This window comes from Streptomyces sp. NPDC093984 (assembly GCF_044764595.1).
Lineage (GTDB): Bacteria > Actinomycetota > Actinomycetes > Streptomycetales > Streptomycetaceae > Streptomyces > Streptomyces cynarae.
In genome coordinates, this window is record NZ_JBIWIM010000001.1 from 337,751 (window position 1) to 352,495 (window position 14,745).

General features: G+C 70.3%; 15 protein-coding genes and 1 pseudogene. 6 read left to right on the forward strand and 10 right to left on the reverse strand.

Going from position 1 to position 14,745, the window contains the following annotated elements:
• Positions 1–33: 33 nt before the first annotated feature.
• The 3 genes from ACIRC0_RS01605 to ACIRC0_RS01615 all read right to left on the reverse strand — a co-directional run bounded on the left by ACIRC0_RS01605 (position 34) and on the right by ACIRC0_RS01615 (position 1,654).
• On the reverse strand, positions 34–225 hold the full coding sequence (locus ACIRC0_RS01605; protein WP_403609785.1) for a hypothetical protein: 192 nt from the start codon (positions 223–225) through the stop codon (positions 34–36).
• A 137-nt stretch (positions 226–362) separates the two neighbouring features.
• The gene (locus ACIRC0_RS01610; protein WP_403609787.1) at positions 363–794 is read right to left on the reverse strand and encodes a tetratricopeptide repeat protein; all 432 of its coding nucleotides are present in this window, start codon (positions 792–794) and stop codon (positions 363–365) included.
• Positions 795–1,189: 395 nt separating this feature from the next.
• Positions 1,190–1,654: a MarR family winged helix-turn-helix transcriptional regulator gene (locus ACIRC0_RS01615; protein WP_403609790.1), complete on the reverse strand. Its 465-nt coding sequence runs from the start codon at positions 1,652–1,654 to the stop codon at positions 1,190–1,192.
• Between the two features lie 133 nt (positions 1,655–1,787).
• Here ACIRC0_RS01615 and ACIRC0_RS01620 point away from each other — a divergent pair, with 133 nt between their 5' ends.
• The 4 genes from ACIRC0_RS01620 to ACIRC0_RS01635 all read left to right on the forward strand — a co-directional run bounded on the left by ACIRC0_RS01620 (position 1,788) and on the right by ACIRC0_RS01635 (position 4,758).
• Entirely contained in the window at positions 1,788–2,819 is a 1,032-nt protein-coding gene (locus ACIRC0_RS01620; RefSeq protein WP_403609792.1) for an LLM class flavin-dependent oxidoreductase, read from the forward strand.
• Between the two features lie 19 nt (positions 2,820–2,838).
• Positions 2,839–3,555 carry an NADPH-dependent F420 reductase gene (locus ACIRC0_RS01625; RefSeq protein WP_403609794.1) on the forward strand — a complete coding sequence of 239 codons (717 nt, stop codon included), beginning with the start codon at positions 2,839–2,841 and terminating at the stop codon, positions 3,553–3,555.
• A 158-nt stretch (positions 3,556–3,713) separates the two neighbouring features.
• Positions 3,714–4,091 (forward strand): DoxX family protein, encoded by a 378-nt coding sequence (locus ACIRC0_RS01630; protein WP_403609797.1) that lies wholly within the window; start codon positions 3,714–3,716, stop codon positions 4,089–4,091.
• A gap of 103 nt (positions 4,092–4,194) precedes the next feature.
• Positions 4,195–4,758, forward strand: coding sequence for an NADPH-dependent FMN reductase (locus ACIRC0_RS01635; RefSeq protein ID WP_403609800.1), 564 nt, complete (start codon positions 4,195–4,197; stop codon positions 4,756–4,758).
• A gap of 115 nt (positions 4,759–4,873) precedes the next feature.
• On the opposite strand, the gene ACIRC0_RS01640 is transcribed toward ACIRC0_RS01635, so the two are convergent.
• Positions 4,874–5,293 (reverse strand): nuclear transport factor 2 family protein, encoded by a 420-nt coding sequence (locus ACIRC0_RS01640; RefSeq protein WP_403609803.1) that lies wholly within the window; start codon positions 5,291–5,293, stop codon positions 4,874–4,876.
• A gap of 242 nt (positions 5,294–5,535) precedes the next feature.
• Positions 5,536–7,137 (reverse strand): PLP-dependent aminotransferase family protein, encoded by a 1,602-nt coding sequence (locus tag ACIRC0_RS01645; protein ID WP_403612636.1) that lies wholly within the window; start codon positions 7,135–7,137, stop codon positions 5,536–5,538.
• Positions 7,138–7,158: 21 nt separating this feature from the next.
• Between ACIRC0_RS01645 and ACIRC0_RS01650 the strand changes: the two genes are divergently transcribed.
• Together ACIRC0_RS01650 and ACIRC0_RS01655 are read left to right on the forward strand one after the other, a co-directional pair.
• The gene (locus ACIRC0_RS01650) at positions 7,159–8,106 is read left to right on the forward strand and encodes a DMT family transporter (RefSeq protein WP_403609805.1); all 948 of its coding nucleotides are present in this window, start codon (positions 7,159–7,161) and stop codon (positions 8,104–8,106) included.
• A gap of 16 nt (positions 8,107–8,122) precedes the next feature.
• Positions 8,123–8,296 (forward strand): annotated as a pseudogene (locus ACIRC0_RS01655) (zinc-binding dehydrogenase); the annotation flags it as partial.
• Between the two features lie 31 nt (positions 8,297–8,327).
• Here the strand turns inward: ACIRC0_RS01655 and ACIRC0_RS01660 are convergent.
• The 5 genes from ACIRC0_RS01660 to ACIRC0_RS01680 form a co-directional block, all read right to left on the reverse strand.
• Positions 8,328–10,064, reverse strand: a complete 1,737-nt coding sequence (locus tag ACIRC0_RS01660; RefSeq protein WP_403609808.1) for an amylo-alpha-1,6-glucosidase — start codon at positions 10,062–10,064, stop codon at positions 8,328–8,330.
• Between the two features lie 80 nt (positions 10,065–10,144).
• Positions 10,145–10,969 carry a carbohydrate ABC transporter permease gene (locus ACIRC0_RS01665; RefSeq protein ID WP_403609810.1) on the reverse strand — a complete coding sequence of 275 codons (825 nt, stop codon included), beginning with the start codon at positions 10,967–10,969 and terminating at the stop codon, positions 10,145–10,147.
• Positions 10,966–11,949 (reverse strand): carbohydrate ABC transporter permease, encoded by a 984-nt coding sequence (locus ACIRC0_RS01670; protein WP_403609813.1) that lies wholly within the window; start codon positions 11,947–11,949, stop codon positions 10,966–10,968. Before ACIRC0_RS01670 ends, ACIRC0_RS01665 begins: the two co-directional genes overlap by 4 nt.
• Before the next feature lie 21 nt (positions 11,950–11,970).
• A complete protein-coding gene (locus ACIRC0_RS01675; protein WP_403609816.1) occupies positions 11,971–13,212 on the reverse strand; it encodes an extracellular solute-binding protein in 1,242 nt (413 codons plus the stop codon).
• A 155-nt stretch (positions 13,213–13,367) separates the two neighbouring features.
• Positions 13,368–14,405, reverse strand: a complete 1,038-nt coding sequence (locus ACIRC0_RS01680; protein ID WP_403609819.1) for a LacI family DNA-binding transcriptional regulator — start codon at positions 14,403–14,405, stop codon at positions 13,368–13,370.
• Between the last annotated feature and the right edge of the window lie 340 nt (positions 14,406–14,745).

Below are 14,745 nucleotides of genomic sequence, written 5' to 3' on the forward strand. Positions count from 1 at the left end.
CGCCGAGACGCCGTCTGCGCGAGGCGCCTCCGGTCAGGGGTCCACAGCGTCGATCCGGCCCAGAATGCCGAGGCAGGCGCCCGTCAACTGCTCGAGCTGTGGCGCTGCGACCGCGTCGGTGACGAGGCTCCGCACCGCCTCGACGTGCCCGGGGGCGGTGGCCACCGTCTTGGCCCAACCGGCCTCGGTGAGCACGGCGTTGGTGGCGCGCCCATCCTCGGGCACGGCCACGACGCACCCATCCCTGCCGCTCGAGCCGCTCGTCGCTCGTCGCTCGTGAGCCAGCGTGGTTCCCGGGTGCTCGGGTGGCGGGCCCGGTGTCATCGGTACCCGCCACCCGCTGTCGCACCACCGGCGGCATGTCAGTCGTCGGCCGGGAGCTCTCCGGTGAAAGCGGCGGCCATGCGCAGCCAGGGGGCCGCGTCCTCGTGACGGCCCTGGCGTTGCAGGGTGCGGCCCAGCATCAGGTGGGCGTAGTGCTCCACGGGGTCACGGTCGATGATGTGCCGCAGCTGCTCCTCGGCACGCCGCAGCTGTGCCGAGTGGTAGTAGGCGCGGGCAAGCAGCAGCCGGGGCGCGGTCTGCTCGGGGACCTCCTCGACGACGACGGCGAGCAGTTTCGCGGCCCCGATGTAGTCCTTCGCCTCGAACAGCAGCCGGGCCCGCTCCCAGCGCTCCGCCGTGGTCTCCTCGTGCGGGAGACCGGCGCCGTTGTCGAACAGGTGCAGGGCGCTCGCCCAGCGGTCCGGCGCAACGCCGTTCGTCGCCGGGTAGTCGTTGAAGGTGTCGCTCATCGGTCCTCCTCTTGGAGTTGTCCGGCGCGGGCAACGGTCCCTCACAGGAGCCAGAGCTCAGCCAGTTGCTGTTCGTACGGCACGGTGGACGGTCCGCCGTCGTGCGCCCTCAGACGCGAAGACGTCCAGACCGACCTCCTCCGCCTTCAGCGCGATGGCATCGCCCTTACCTGCCGCACTCGGTTGATACATCAACCGACAGCCCGAACATGCACCGGCCCGCCTCTATTCCAGGCGGGCCGCGTCAGCTTCGCGTCGTCGACCTCGAACCGGGAAGTCGCCGACGCGGCGGGTTGCGGCGCGGTGTGACGGTGGCGATCGGCACGGCGGGCGCGGGCGTCGACGGTCACCACGATGGTCACCACGACCACGCACAGCCGGCCGGTCCGCTCAGGCTAGGCTTCCTCTTCCAGCTTCTCGACCACCCGCTCGGAGACTTCCGCCAGTGTCCGCAGCTCCGCCGGCGTCACATGGTCCAGGAACAGGGAACGCACCGCCTTCACGTGCAGCGGGGCCGCCGCCTCGATGGCCGCACGACCGGCCTCCGTGATCGCCACGAAGGCACCCCGTCCGTCCTCGAGGCACTCCTCCCGCACCACCAGTCCCCGCCCGGCCATGCGCGCGATGTGGTGGGACATCCGGCTCTTCTCCCACTCCAGTGTCCGCGCAAGGTCCTGGTAGCGCCGGCGCCCCTCCGGCACATCCGTCAGATTGACCAGGACCGCGAAATCCGCGGCGGACAGGTTGGATTCCGTCTGCAACAAGCGCGCCAAGCGGCCGCCCAGGCGCTCATGCAACCGGACAAAGTTCCGCCATGCGTGCTGCTCCTCCGGGGTCAACCAGTGCACTGAATCCTCCACGCGGACGAGTGTAGCCAAATGGTTGATATATCACTGCGCCAGCACGCTCCGGCGCCGTACGGCTTGGTTGACACGTCAAGGGCACGGATCGGATGATTGACGCATCAACCATCAGTCTGCTCGGGAGCCCACCATGTCTGATCTCGCCTTCGGCCTGGACACGTTCGGCGATGTGCCGGAGGACGACTCCGGGAACCCGGTGTCCTACGCACGGGCCATCCGGCAGGTCGTCGACGAGGCCGTCCTCGCGGACGAGATCGGCGTCGACGTCATCGCCCTCGGCGAGCATCACCGCCCGGAGTACGCGATCTCGACTCCGGAGACGGTGCTCGCCGGCATCGCCACACGGACCCGCCGTATCCGTCTCGGCTCCGGCGTGACCGTGCTGAGCTCCGACGATCCGGTCCGCGTCTTCCAGCGTTTCTCGACCGTGGACGCGCTCTCCGACGGCCGGGCCGAGGTCATCCTCGGGCGCGGCTCCTTCACCGAGTCCTTCCCCCTCTTCGGATACGACCTGAGCGATTACGACGTGCTCTTCGAGGAGAAGATCGAGCTGTTCGCCAAGCTGCTCGAGGAGAAGCCCGTCACCTGGAGCGGCACCAAGCGGGCCCCGCTCGAGAACGCCGACGTCTTCCCCAAGACCGAGTCCGGGCACCTGACCACGTGGGTGGGGGTCGGCGGATCGCCCCAGTCGGTCGTCCGCACCGCGCGCTACGGCTTCCCGCTGATGATCGCCATCATCGGCGGGAGCCCGCAACGCTTCGCGCCGTACATCGATCTCTACCAGCGCGCCGCCGACAAGTTCGGCACGACGGCCCATCCGGTCGGAATGCACTCGCCGGGCTTCATCGCCGACACGGACGAGGAGGCCCGGGAGTTGCACTGGCCGCACTACAAGGTCATCCGGGACCGCATCGGCGCGCTGCGGGGCTGGCCGCCGGTCCGCAAGGAGGAGTACGACGCCGAGATCGAGCACGGCTCCCTCTACGTCGGCTCGCCGGAGACGGTCGCCCGCAAGATGGCCCGCGCCGTCGAGGCACTGGGCGTCGGCCGGTTCGATCTGATCTACACCGCGGGGGCGCAGCCGGTCAGCGCTCGCCTGCGCGCCGTCGAGCTGTACGGCACGAAGGTGATCCCGATGGTCCGCGACATCCTCGCGCGCTGACACCGTGAACGGACACGACATGACCACCACAGGCATCGGCACGGTCGGCATCCTGGGTGCGGGGAAGGTCGGCACCGTGCTCGCACGGCTGGCCCTCGCAGCCGGGTGTCGCGTGCTCATCGCCGGATCGGGCGACCCCGCCGAGATCGCCCTCACCGCAGAGGTCCTCACACCGGGCGCGGTCGCCGTCACCTCCGCGGAGGCCGCGGCTCAGGCAGACGTCGTCATCCTGGCGCTCCCGCTCGGCAAGTACCGCAGCATTCCCGCCGAAGCACTGCGGGGCAAGCTCGTCATCGACGCGATGAACTACTGGTGGGAGGTCGACGGGATCCGCGAGGACCTCACCGACCCGCTCACCTCTTCCAGCGAGATCGTGCAGGCGTACCTGCCCGGAGCGCGCGTGGTGAAGGCCTTCAACCACATGGGCTACCACGATCTCGAGGACGGCGCCCGGCCGGCGCAGACGCCGGGACGGAAGGCGATCGCGATAGCCGGTGACGATCCCGACGACCTCGCCACCGTCGCGCGCCTCGTCGACGCTTTCGGGTTCGACCCCGTCATGGCAGGGCCACTTGCCGAAGGGATGCGACTCGAACCGGGCACCGAGCCCTTCGGCGCCAACGTCGGCGCCGCGGAGCTGCAGGCGATGCTCAACCGGTTCCCGGAATCACAGCGCGGACGAACCGTGAGCCGAGCGCGGGCCACCGCTCCGACCTCGGCCGAACCGGCAGTCTGAGCGCCTTCGTACTGCCGGCGGTCGGCGATGTGAAGCCGCTCACTCGCCACACAAGTTGATATGTCATCCACCTTCTCCTAAGTTAGATGACGCATCAAGCAGCTCTGCGGAAACGCCCTTCCCGCGGAATCCGCACCACCCCGTCTCAAGAGGTATCTGTGAACGTCGCCCTCTGGGTTGTCGCGGCCCTGCTCGCCCTGGTGTTCCTGGGTGCCGGTGCCGCCAAGCTGGCCCAGCCGAAGGAGAAACTCACCGCCTCACCGTCCATGGGCTGGGCCGAGGCCTTCTCGCCCGGGGCGATCAAGGCGATCGGCCTCGTCGAGGTGCTGGCTGCGATCGGGCTGGTTCTGCCCGCGGCCGTGGACATCGCTCCGTCCCTGGTTCCGCTGGCCGCGTCCGGCCTGGCGCTGACCATGTTCGGCGCGGCGATCACACACGGCCGGCGCGGGGAGACGCAGTCGATCGTCGTGAACGTGGTCCTGTTCGCCCTGGCCGTCTTCGTGGCCTGGGGCCGATTCGGGCCACACGCCTTCTGACGGCGCCCGAGGGTGGGGCCCGCAACGGGCCGTTCGTGATGAACACCCGCGCCCTGAACGCCTTTCAGGGCGACACCACAACCAACACGGTTAAGGAAACACCATGATCAGGATAGGCATCATTCTCGGCAGCACCCGCCCCAACCGCAACGGCGAGCAGGTCGCCAAGTGGGTCTACGACGCCGCCACCCAGCGCGGCGACGCCGAGTTCGAGCTCGTCGACCTGCGGGACTACCCGCTGCCGCACCTGGACGAGCCGCTGCCCCCGTCCCTGGGCCAGTACCAGAACGAGCACACGAAGGAGTGGGCGGAGAAGATCGCCTCCTTCGACGGGTTCATCATGGTGACGCCCGAGTACAACCACTCCACCTCGGGCGTGCTGAAGAACGCCATCGACTACCTCTCCGCCGAGTGGGCCAACAAGGCGGTCGGCTTCGTCTCGTACGGCGGAGTCGGCGGTGCCCGGGCCGTGGAGCACCTGCGGCTGGTCGTCGGCGAGCTGCAGATGGCCGACGTGCGTCAGCAGGTGGCCCTGTCGCTGATGACGGAGTTCGAGAACTTCAGTGTCCTCAAGCCGGGCGAATACAACGTGCAGGCGCTCGGCGTCCTGTTCGACCAGGTCATCGCCTGGAGCACCGCTCTCGCACCGCTGCGCAACGCCGCCTGATCCTCCAGGCACGCCCCACCCGTGGTCGGGCCCACCGTACGGGCCCGACCACGGGTGGGATCCGGCACCGGGAGAAGGAAGGCGGCGCACGACGCTGCCGCGTTCTTGGGGCTGCTCAGCCGTGATGCTCCGCCGTCGGCCGCCACGAGCTGCCCGTCTCACGCTCGAAGACAGGGCGCACCTCGACCGTGTCGTACACGATCCGGAGGGTGGTGATGCGGCCGTCCTCATCGAGCTCTGCCAGGTCCACCACGTCGAAGGGGGCGGCTGCACCCGACGGCAGGCGCCAGTCGAAGTGGAACCAGAACGAGATCAGCGCGGCGCCCTGGTGGGTGCGGCCCTCCGTCACACCGAGCAGGGTGAGGCGTGAGCGGCTCGTGTCGGCGAAGAGTTCGGGGTAGAACTCCGTGGCCGGCCTCGGCCCGTACAGGGGTGAGTGGACCATCGCGCCGGGCGCGAACAACGCCAACACCGCCTCGGTGTCTGCGCGTTCCAGCCCGTCCAGGTATGCGGACACGAGTTCAGCGGTTGTCATGATGATGCGCTCCAGGTGGAGTCGGTCGGCTGCGCCGGCTCCAGCGTACGTAGCCACCGTCGACGGACGGCGCCCCTCCGGTGACGGAGCTCGCTTCGTCGGCTGCACAGCGGGTTGGGCCGGTGCCGGAGGGCTGACCAAGGCCGTCAACGCCCTGAAGGCAGGCCCGGCCAACAGGTCGACCAGGGCGGTGCCGCCCGCGATGTCCGGACGCAGAGACCACCACGACCAGCGAGCTGCGCTCAGCGAAGAAGGCCGCGCAGGGCGGCTCCGATGACGGCGATGCCCTCGTCGATGTCGTGGGCCGGGCCCGCCGCGTAGCCGAGGACCAGGCCCGGAGGGCCGGGTGTGATGCGGTGCCAGGACAGTGGGTGCGCCTTGACGCCTCGTGCGAGCACGGCCGCGGCGAGGTCGGTGTCGCGGAAGCCGCTGTCGCGGGCGCCGCCCCGCGGGTCGCCGAAGGTGACCATCAGGTGCAGGCCGGCTGCCGCCCCGTGGACGCGGGCACCGGGCAGATGCCTGTCGATCGCTCGCAGCATCACGTCCCGGCGCCTGCGGTGGCGCCGCCGGACATGGCGCAGGTGCCGTTCCAGCTCGCCCGAGTCCATCAGGCGAGCGAGGACGAGCTGGGTGAGGACGCCGTTTCCGAGGTCGGCGTACCGCTTGGCCGTCACCAGGGCGTCGCGTCGGTCCGGCGGTACGAGGAGCCAGCCCACTCGGAGCGCGGGCGCGAGCAGCTTGGAGACGCTGCCCGCGTAGCAGACGCCGTCGGGCAGCAGCGAGCGCAGCGCGGGCACCGGCGGCCGGTCGTAGCGGTGCTCGGCGTCGTAGTCGTCCTCGATGACCACGCCGCCCTCGGCCGCCCAGCTCAGCAGCTCGCGACGGCGTTCCCCGTCGAGGACGACACCGGTGGGGAACTGGTGTGCCGGGGTCAGCAACACCGCTCGGGCACCACTGGCACGCAGCGCTCCCACGTCGAGGCCGCCCGCGTCCACGGGAACGGGCACGACCTCGTGGCCGCCGTACTCCAGCTGCTGGCGCGCCCCGAGCGAACCGGGATCTTCGACGGCGATGCGGTGGATGCCGTGCGCCCGCAGGATCTGCCCGAGCAGGCCGAGAGCCTGCGCCACACCCGCGACGACCACCACGTCCTCCGGGTCGGCCCGAATGCCGCGATTGCGTGCCAGCCAGCCGACCACGGCCCGGCGAAGGGCGGGAGCACCCCGGGGGTCGCCATAGCCGAAGTCGGCCGGGCCGACGCCCGCGAGGACGGCGCGTTCCGCGCGCAGCCAGCCGGTGCGGGGGAAGGCGGCGAGGTCGGGGACGCCCGGGGAGAGGTCGATGCGGCAGGGCAGGGCGCGCAGAGCGTCGATGAGGCCGTCGCGGTCGCCCGAGCCGAAGAGCGCGGGTCCGGTCCCGGCCTCCGGTACGGCCCCGGGTCCGGCCGCGTCGCGGGCGTGGTCGCGGGGCGCGGCGGGAGCCGCCACGACCACCGTGCCCAGCCGGCCGCGCCCGGCGATCTGGCCGGACTCGGCGAGGCGCCGATAAGCCTCGGTGACCACGCCCCGGGTGACGCGCAGCTCCTCGGCGAGTACGCGACTGGCGGGCAGTCGTGCGCCGATGGGCAGCCGGCCGTCGGCGATGGCTGACCGCAGCCGGTCGGCGAGCCAGGCGGTACGCCCGCCCGGCGGTGCCTCGCCGATGTCCAGCTGGAGGAAGTCCGAGCCGACGACCGCGCCTGAGGCCGCCGTGTCGCCCACCGACGCGTCCGCTGCCGCCGCCGTCGGGCGTGGACTTTTGGACCCCCGTGCCGATGGGTCTGTGGACCTGTCCATGGCGTCCATTGTCACGGCAGCGTGGGCGGTATGGACACACCTTCCGCTTCGTTCACCCAACTCGTCCCGGGCATGGTCGGGATGACGCTGGTCGGCAGCAGCGTCACCGTCTCGCGCACGCTGATCGACGCCCCGCTGTTCACCGCTCAGGCGGTCCGGTACGCGGCCGCCACCGTGATCCTTTTGCTCATGGCCCGGCTCACCGGTGCCCGCCTGCTGTGGCCCCGTGGACGGGAGTGGCTGTGGCTGGCCGGGATCGCGGTCACCGGGCTGGTGCTGTTCAACGTGGCCGTGGTCCGGGGCGTCGGCCATGCGGAGCCCGCGGTGGTCGCCGTCGCGATCGCGTGCGTACCGGTGGTGCTCGGGGTGGTGGGCCCGGCGCTGGAGCGGCGCAGGCCGAGCCGGCAGGTCCTGTCGGCGGCTCCGGTCGTCATGGCGGGAGCGGTGCTGGTGGAGGGGACGGGCCGTACCGATGCCGTGGGCGTGGGCTGGGCGGTGGTCGCCCTGGGGTGCGAGGCCGCGTTCACCCTGCTCGCGGTGCCGGTGCTGCGGCGGCACTCGCCGTGGGGGGTGTCCGTGCACGCGATGTGGCTGGCCGGTGTGCTGCTGGCCGTTCTCGGCGCGGCCTCGGAAGGTCCTTCGGCGGCCCGGGAGTTGACCGGCTCCCAGTGGGCTGCCGTCGGTTATCTGGCGCTGATGGTGACGGCGGTCGCCTTCGTGATGTGGTACTCGACGGTTCGCGCCGTCGGGGCCGGACGAGCCGGGCTGCTCACCGGCATCGCACCACTCTCCGCGGCGGTCGCCGGCGTCGTCTCGGGCAGCGGCGCGCCGAAACCGTCGGTATGGCTGGGCATCGCCGTGCTGATACTCGGCCTGGTCGGTGGCCTGCGCCCACACGGCGGTCCCGCCCGGGGCGTCACGGCCGGGGATCAGTCGCCGACGGCGGACTCCGCACCCGCCTCGGCGCCCTCCAAGTAGCGGGCCCCCGCAGGGGTCGGCGCCCGAGGCGCTGCGCTCACTGGCCGAGCGCGCCTTCCGCAAGGTCACCGACGGCACTGTGAACCTTCCGGTCACCGTGGAGTTCGCGCTGTCGGACGCGGCCGAGGCCCACCGGCTGATGGGCGGGCGCACCTCGACGGGCAAGTTGCTGCTGCGGACGGCCGGCTGAGCACGCCTCGACGGTGACCGGGGGCGGTCGGTCAGTCGCCGCCTCGGCGGGTGTGTGCTTCGGCGAGGAGGAGGTAGCTGCTGGCCGTCCAGGTGTAGGCGCGGTCGCGCAGACCGGTTCCGGTGAGGGCGTCGAAGTTCTCGGCGAAGCCGTGGGTCTCGCACAGGACGCGGAAGCGGGCGCTGATGTCGTCCGCCAGTCGGAGGTGGCCGGCCCTGCGCAGGCCGTCCTCGATGAGGACGGTGGCGGGGGCCCAGATGGGGCCGCGCCAGTAGCCGTCGGCGAGGTAGTGCGGCGAGGTGGTGAGTTCGGTGGCCAGGCCGTACGGCGTCAGGTGCGCCTTGATGCGGTCCGCCAGTGCGCTGCCGACGTGTCCGGGCAGGTGCTCGCCCAGCACGATGGGCATCAGGTCGAGGAGGCTGGCGCTGCTCCAGGTGTCCCCGCTGTCGACGCCCCGGGCGACGAACCTGTCCTGCGTCCAGAGCTGGTCGAGGAGCGCCGACTGGGCGGCATCCGCTGCCCGCGTCCACCGGAGCGTTTCATCAGCCCTTCCCAACTCCGCCGCCAAGGAGGCGAGTTCCCGCATCTGGAGGATGAGGAAGGCGGCCAGATCGGCGGTGACGACCACCCGCTCGGGGTCGAAGGTGGTGGCGTTGTCCCAGCCGCTGTCGTTGCCGTGCTGGTAGTGGGGCAGTTCGCTGCCGGGGGCCCGTCGTGCGGTGAGCCAGAAGTCCGTCCACCGTTCCAGCCGGTCATAGGTCCGGGCGAGTTCGGTACGGCTGGGAGGTGCCGGCAGACGGCGGCGCAGGTGGCCGTGGGCCCAGCCGTGGATGGGCGGTTTGACGAAGTTGTACAGGACCTCGGAGTGGGTGACCGAGTCGGGCAGGGCGCCGCCGGGTTCCTGGTGGTCGAAGGGCAGGGCGAACTGGTCCATGGCGAGTTCGGGGCGTCCGGGAGCCAAGGCGAGCGCGTTGAAGCAGTGATCCCAGCTCCACACCTTGTCCATCCAGTGCTTGGACATGAGCACGGCAGGCCGGGTGACCAGACCCGTCGGGCGTACCGTGGCCGACCAGAGGACGTAGGCGGCGAGTTCGGCGGCCGGGGTGGCGGATGACCGCCAGGGCGCCACCGCCTCGACGAAGTCCGCGAACGAGTTCCGCGCGGACGCCACGATCTCGCCGAAGGTCGCCGAGGACGCGTACGGCGGGCGGGACGCGTCGAGTTCCTCGATCGCGATCTCCCAGGTGCCGTTCACTCCGGCGGTCGTGACGAGGCCGCGGTCGCCGCTGCCGAGCGCCTGGCCTCCGGCCGTGTGGGCCACGGTGCCGGAGAGCACGGTGACGCGGTAGCGGCGTCCGGTCTCGTACGACGTGAACACGTGCGCGTCCGCTGCCGGGTCGCGGAAGAAGTACGTGCCGCTGAACGGGGTCAAGGTCTCGGCCGCTGCGGACACCTTGATGCCCAGACCGGTTCCCCGCAGCCGTACGGTGTCCGGCGACTCGAAGGCGAGGTCGACGCGCCCGCCCTCGCCGGTCCAGCTGAGCAGGCCGGGTGTCGCCTCGACGCGGGTCTGGGCACGGTCGCCGGTCCCCGTGTACAGGGGGATCAGGCGCAGGACGGCGTGCATGCCGTTCTGGTGGGAGACGAGGTGGAGGTCCTCGGCGTACGTCTTCTCCGCCACCACGGGCGAGATGTCGAACCAGGATCCGTGTGTGCTGAACGGGATGTCGTGGACGGAGAAGGCCGGACCGGATCGGGCGGCGGTCATAGGGTGACACTCGTTTCTCGAGCAGGGGAGATCGGCGGTCCGACGGGCGGTCGGCGGAGCCGTGACGACGTGTGGGGCGGTCAGTCCTTGACGGCACCGGCGGTCACACCGGCGGCGACATAGCGCTGGGCCAGGACGAGGATGACCGCGGCCGGCAGCGAGGCCACGACGGCGGTGGCCATGATGGCGTTCCACTCCTGGTTGTTGTTGCCGATGTAGTGGTAGATGCCGAGGGTGATCGGCTCGTGGGCGCCGCCGTTGACCAGCGTGCTGGCGAAGACGAAGTCCGACCAGGACCACAGAAAGGCGAACAGCGACACCGTGACGACGGCGTTGCGGCTCATCGGCAGGACGATCGACCAGAAAGTCCGCAACGGCCCGGCGCCGTCGGTCTTCGCGGCCTGGAGCAGTTCGCCGGGGATGCCGGACATGAACGCGGTGAAGATGAGGACCGCGAAGGGAACCGCCAGAGTGGAGTCGGCGACGATCAGGCCGGGGACTGTCTGGAGCAGGCCGAGCTGGAGGTAGATGGCGTAGAAGCCCATTGCCATGATGATCCCGGGGATCATCTGCGCGGCCAGCAGGACGAAGCTCAGGATGCCGCCGCCGCGCGGGCGCAGCTTGGCGAGGGCGTAGCCGGCCGGTGCGGAAAGGACGACGGTCAGGACGACGGTGCCCAGGCCGATGACGAGGCTGGTGCCGAGGTAGGGCAACTGCTCGTCGAGGACGGTGCGGTAGCCGGCCAGCGTGCCGTGGACGGGGAGCAGGTCCGGTGGGCTCTTGCGCATGTCCTGGTCACGGGTCAGGGAGACGTTGAGCATCCAGTAGACCGGGAAGAGCATGATCGCGGTCAGCAGCAGACCGACGGCCGTCTTGAACCACGAACGGCTGGTGCTTCGGTTCATGACAGCGCCTGCTTTCGCTGGACCCGGACGTAGACCAGCCCGAACACCAGGGCGGCGACCACAAGGAGGTTCCCGACGGCCGCGCCCGGGCCGAAGGCGGGCAGGAGATTGCCGAAGCCGAGCCGGTAGGACCACGTGGCGAAGGTGGTGGACGAGTCCGCCGGGCCGCCCTTGGTCATGATCCAGATGATGTCGAAGACCTTGAGCGTGTAGACCAGGCCCAGGAGCAGCGTGATCGCCGAGACCGGGCGGAGCAGCGGGAACGTGATGCTCCAGAACCGGCGCCAGGCGCCCGCCCCGTCGAGGGCTGCGGCCTCGTACAGGCCGGCCGGGATCGACTGCAGGCCGCTGTGGAGGACCACCAGGTTGAAGGGGACGCCGATCCAGATGTTGGCGATGATCACGGAGGTCAGCGACCACGACGGCGAGGTCAGCCAGTTCACCGGTCCGATGCCTATGACGTGCAGGGCGGCGTTGACGATCCCGGAGTCGCTGTTGAGCATCCACGACCAGGTGGACGCCGACACGATCAGCGGCAGCAGCCAGGGCACCAGGAACAGGGCACGCAGGGTCGCCGAGAGCCGGAAGTGCTGGTTGAAGAAGACCGCGAGGGCCAGACCGATGGCGTACTGGAACGCCAGGCACACGCCGGTGAACACCACGGTGTGCAGCAGGGCCGGGGCGAAGGTCGGGTCGTCGAGGACGGTCCGGTAGTTCTCCAGGCCCGTGAAGGGCGCGTTGCCCTGCACGAAGGAGCGGACCGTGTAGTTGCGGAGGCTGAGATCGATGTTGCGGTACAGCGGATAGGCGTAGAAGAGAGCGAGATAGAGGGTCACCGGGGCGAGGAAGCCCCAGGCGGCCCACTGCGTGGAGGTGGGCCGACGCCGTGTCCTGGTGCGGGCCGGGGGCGGGGCGGCGGTGGCCGCCCCGTTCCGGGCGCGCGCGGACCGGTGGTCCGGCAGCTGTGTCGTGTGGTTCATCTGCGGTCCGGCGGATCCTGGCTACTTGGCGGCGGACTGCGCCGCGGCCAGCGCGTCCTTGGGTGACTTGGACCCGCTGAGGGCGGACTGGACGGCCTTCCACAACTGCTCGGAGATCTTCGGGTACTTGGTGCCGAGATCGTCGCTGGTGCGTCCCTTGGCCGACTTCACCGCGTCGACCCACGGCTTCAGCTTCGCGTTCGCCGTCACCTGCTTCGCCTGCACCTGGCTGGTGGGTGCCACGTAGGACAGCGTGGTGTCGGTGTCGTACAGGTTCTGGGTGCTGGTCAGGCAGGACGCCAGCTTCTCGGAGGTGGCGTAGCGGCCGGTGTCGCTCTGGACCGGGATGGTGACGAACTCGCCGCCGGTCGGGGCCGCGGCGGTGCCTCCCGAGGCGGCGGGAATGGGCAGCACCCCGTAGTCGAAGCCGGCCTTCTCGGCGTTCGCGAGCTGCCAGGTGCCGTTCTCCGCGAACGCGTAGTCACCAGTGGCGAACTCCTGCCAGCTGGTCGTCTGGGTGTTGTTGAGCACGGAGTTGGGCGCGTACCCCTTCTTCAGCCAGTCCTTCCAGAGCGACAGGGCGGACACGCCCTGGGCGGAGTCGAGTTCGGTCAGCTTGGCGCCCGCGCCCCAGAACCACGGCAGGAACTGGAAGCTGCCCTCCTCCGTGCCGATCGCCGAGAAGGTGACGCCCTTCTTGCCCGCCTTCTTGACCTTCTCCAGCGCCGCCGTCAGCGACGTCCAGTCCTTGACCGAGGCGATGTCCACCCCGGCCTCCTTCAGCACCTTCTTGTTGTAGTAGAGGGCGAGCGTGTTGGCGCCGATCGGTGTGCCGTACGTCTTCCCGCCCGACTGGCCGGCCGCGAGCAGGTTGGGGTCCACCTTCGAGGTGTCCAGCTTGTTGTCGTCGGTCGTGGTGAGCACGCCCGCCTCGGCCAGGGTCGACACCACCGGGTTGTCCACGATGAGGACGTCCGGTGAGTTGCCCTGCTGTGCCGCCAGCAGCGTCTTGTTCGCCAGGTCGCTGGTGTCGAACCCGGTCCGCTTGATCTTCACGCCGGCCTGGGTGCCGCACTTGTCCAGCAGCTTGGTCCACGCCGAGCCGTTGGCGAACTGCGGGTACGGGTCCCAGACGGTGTACGTGCCGCTGTCCGCGCCCTTGGTGCTGGTGCTGCCCGAGCCGGAGGAGCAGGCGGTGCCGACGAGGGCGACGACTGTCGACAGGGAGGCGGCGGCAAGGAGCCGTCGGGAGGAGCTGTGCATGGCGGGTCCTTCGTTTTGGGCACAGGGATGCCGTGGGAGGGGCGACGTGGGGGAAGCGGGCACGCCGAACGGCGGTGGGAGACGGATGCCCGGTGTCGAGAGGAAGGAGGAAGGAGGGAAGGAGGGTTACGGGTACGGCGGACGTGATGGTGTGGTCAGGAGTGCGGGACCTCGGCGGAGGGCGTACCGGTCGCCGGCCCGGTGCTGGCCCGCAAGGAGATCGGCGGCGTGAGCAGGTGGTGCCGGGCGGGCGCGTCAGGACGGTCGAGCCGTTCGACGAGCAGGTCGACGGCGCGGCGGCCCATCTCCGCCGCCGGTACGTCCGCCGCGGTGAGCTGCGGGGTCACCGTCTCCGCCCACCGGCCGGCCACGACCCCGGTGACGGAGAAGTCGCGCGGCACATGCCGGCCCGCCTGGGCGAGCCCTCGGTACAGGCCGCCCAGCGCGGCCTCGTTCAGCGTGACCAGGGCCGTGGTGGCCGGGTCGTCGTACAGGATCTGCTCCAGGCATGCCTGGCCCGATGCGGCATCGTCCCCGCAGCAGTACGTCCGCACCGTCAGCCCGCGCTCGGCCGCGGCCTTGGTGAACCCGTCCAGTCCCCGGTGTGCCGACTCGTACCCCGCACGCAGGAGCTGTTCGGGACGGTTGACGAAGGCGACCCGGTGGTGGCCGAGGTCCGCGAGGTGGTGGACGCACGCTTCCGCCAGCGCGGTGTGGTCCAGGCCGACCCACCAGCCGCCCTCAGGATGAGCGGTACGGCCGATGGTGACGGAGGGGAAGTTCAGGGCGGCCAGGTGATCGACCCGGTCGTCCTCCAGCCTGATCTCCATCAGGATCGCGCCGTCGACCCGCCGCTCCCCCAGCAGCCGCTGAAAGGACCGGTCGCTGTCCATGCCGCTGGGCGACAGCAGCACGTCGTAGTCGTACGCCGCGGCGGCCTCCACCACACTGCCGATGAAATCCAGCTGCATCCCCGTGTAGTGGTTCCCGGCAGGCGGGAAGACCAGGCCGATCGTGCTGGTCCGGCCATTGGCCAGGGCACGGGCGCTGGCATTGGGCCGGTACCCCAGCTCGTCGATGACCTGCTGGATCTTGCGGCGGGTGTCGTCCGACACGGGCCGCTTGCCGCTCAGCGCGTAGGACACGGTGCTCCGCGAGACACCGGCCCGCCGGGCGATCTCACCGATGTTCACGGTGACTCCTTGCTCGAACCGGTTCGACACTCCGTGGGAGTGAGCGGCTGCCGGTCGTCAGGCGATGGAATGAGGTGTGAGGCGAGGACCGGCTGCCGAACCGGTTCGCGTGAAAGTGAAGGTAGGAAGGCGACACACATCTGTCAACACTTCGGACTCGTACTGCCGCAGCCCGTTGCAACTCCGGGAGATCGCTGTCGGAGGGATTGCTGGTCACCTGTCCCGGTGCTAGCTTCGCCGAACCGGTTCGATGCAGTGATCAATCCGCCAACCGCGAGCCCGCCTGCCCCATAGCCGCGAAGTACGGGTCGGCGTTCCCGGCTGCCACGCACAGTCCCCC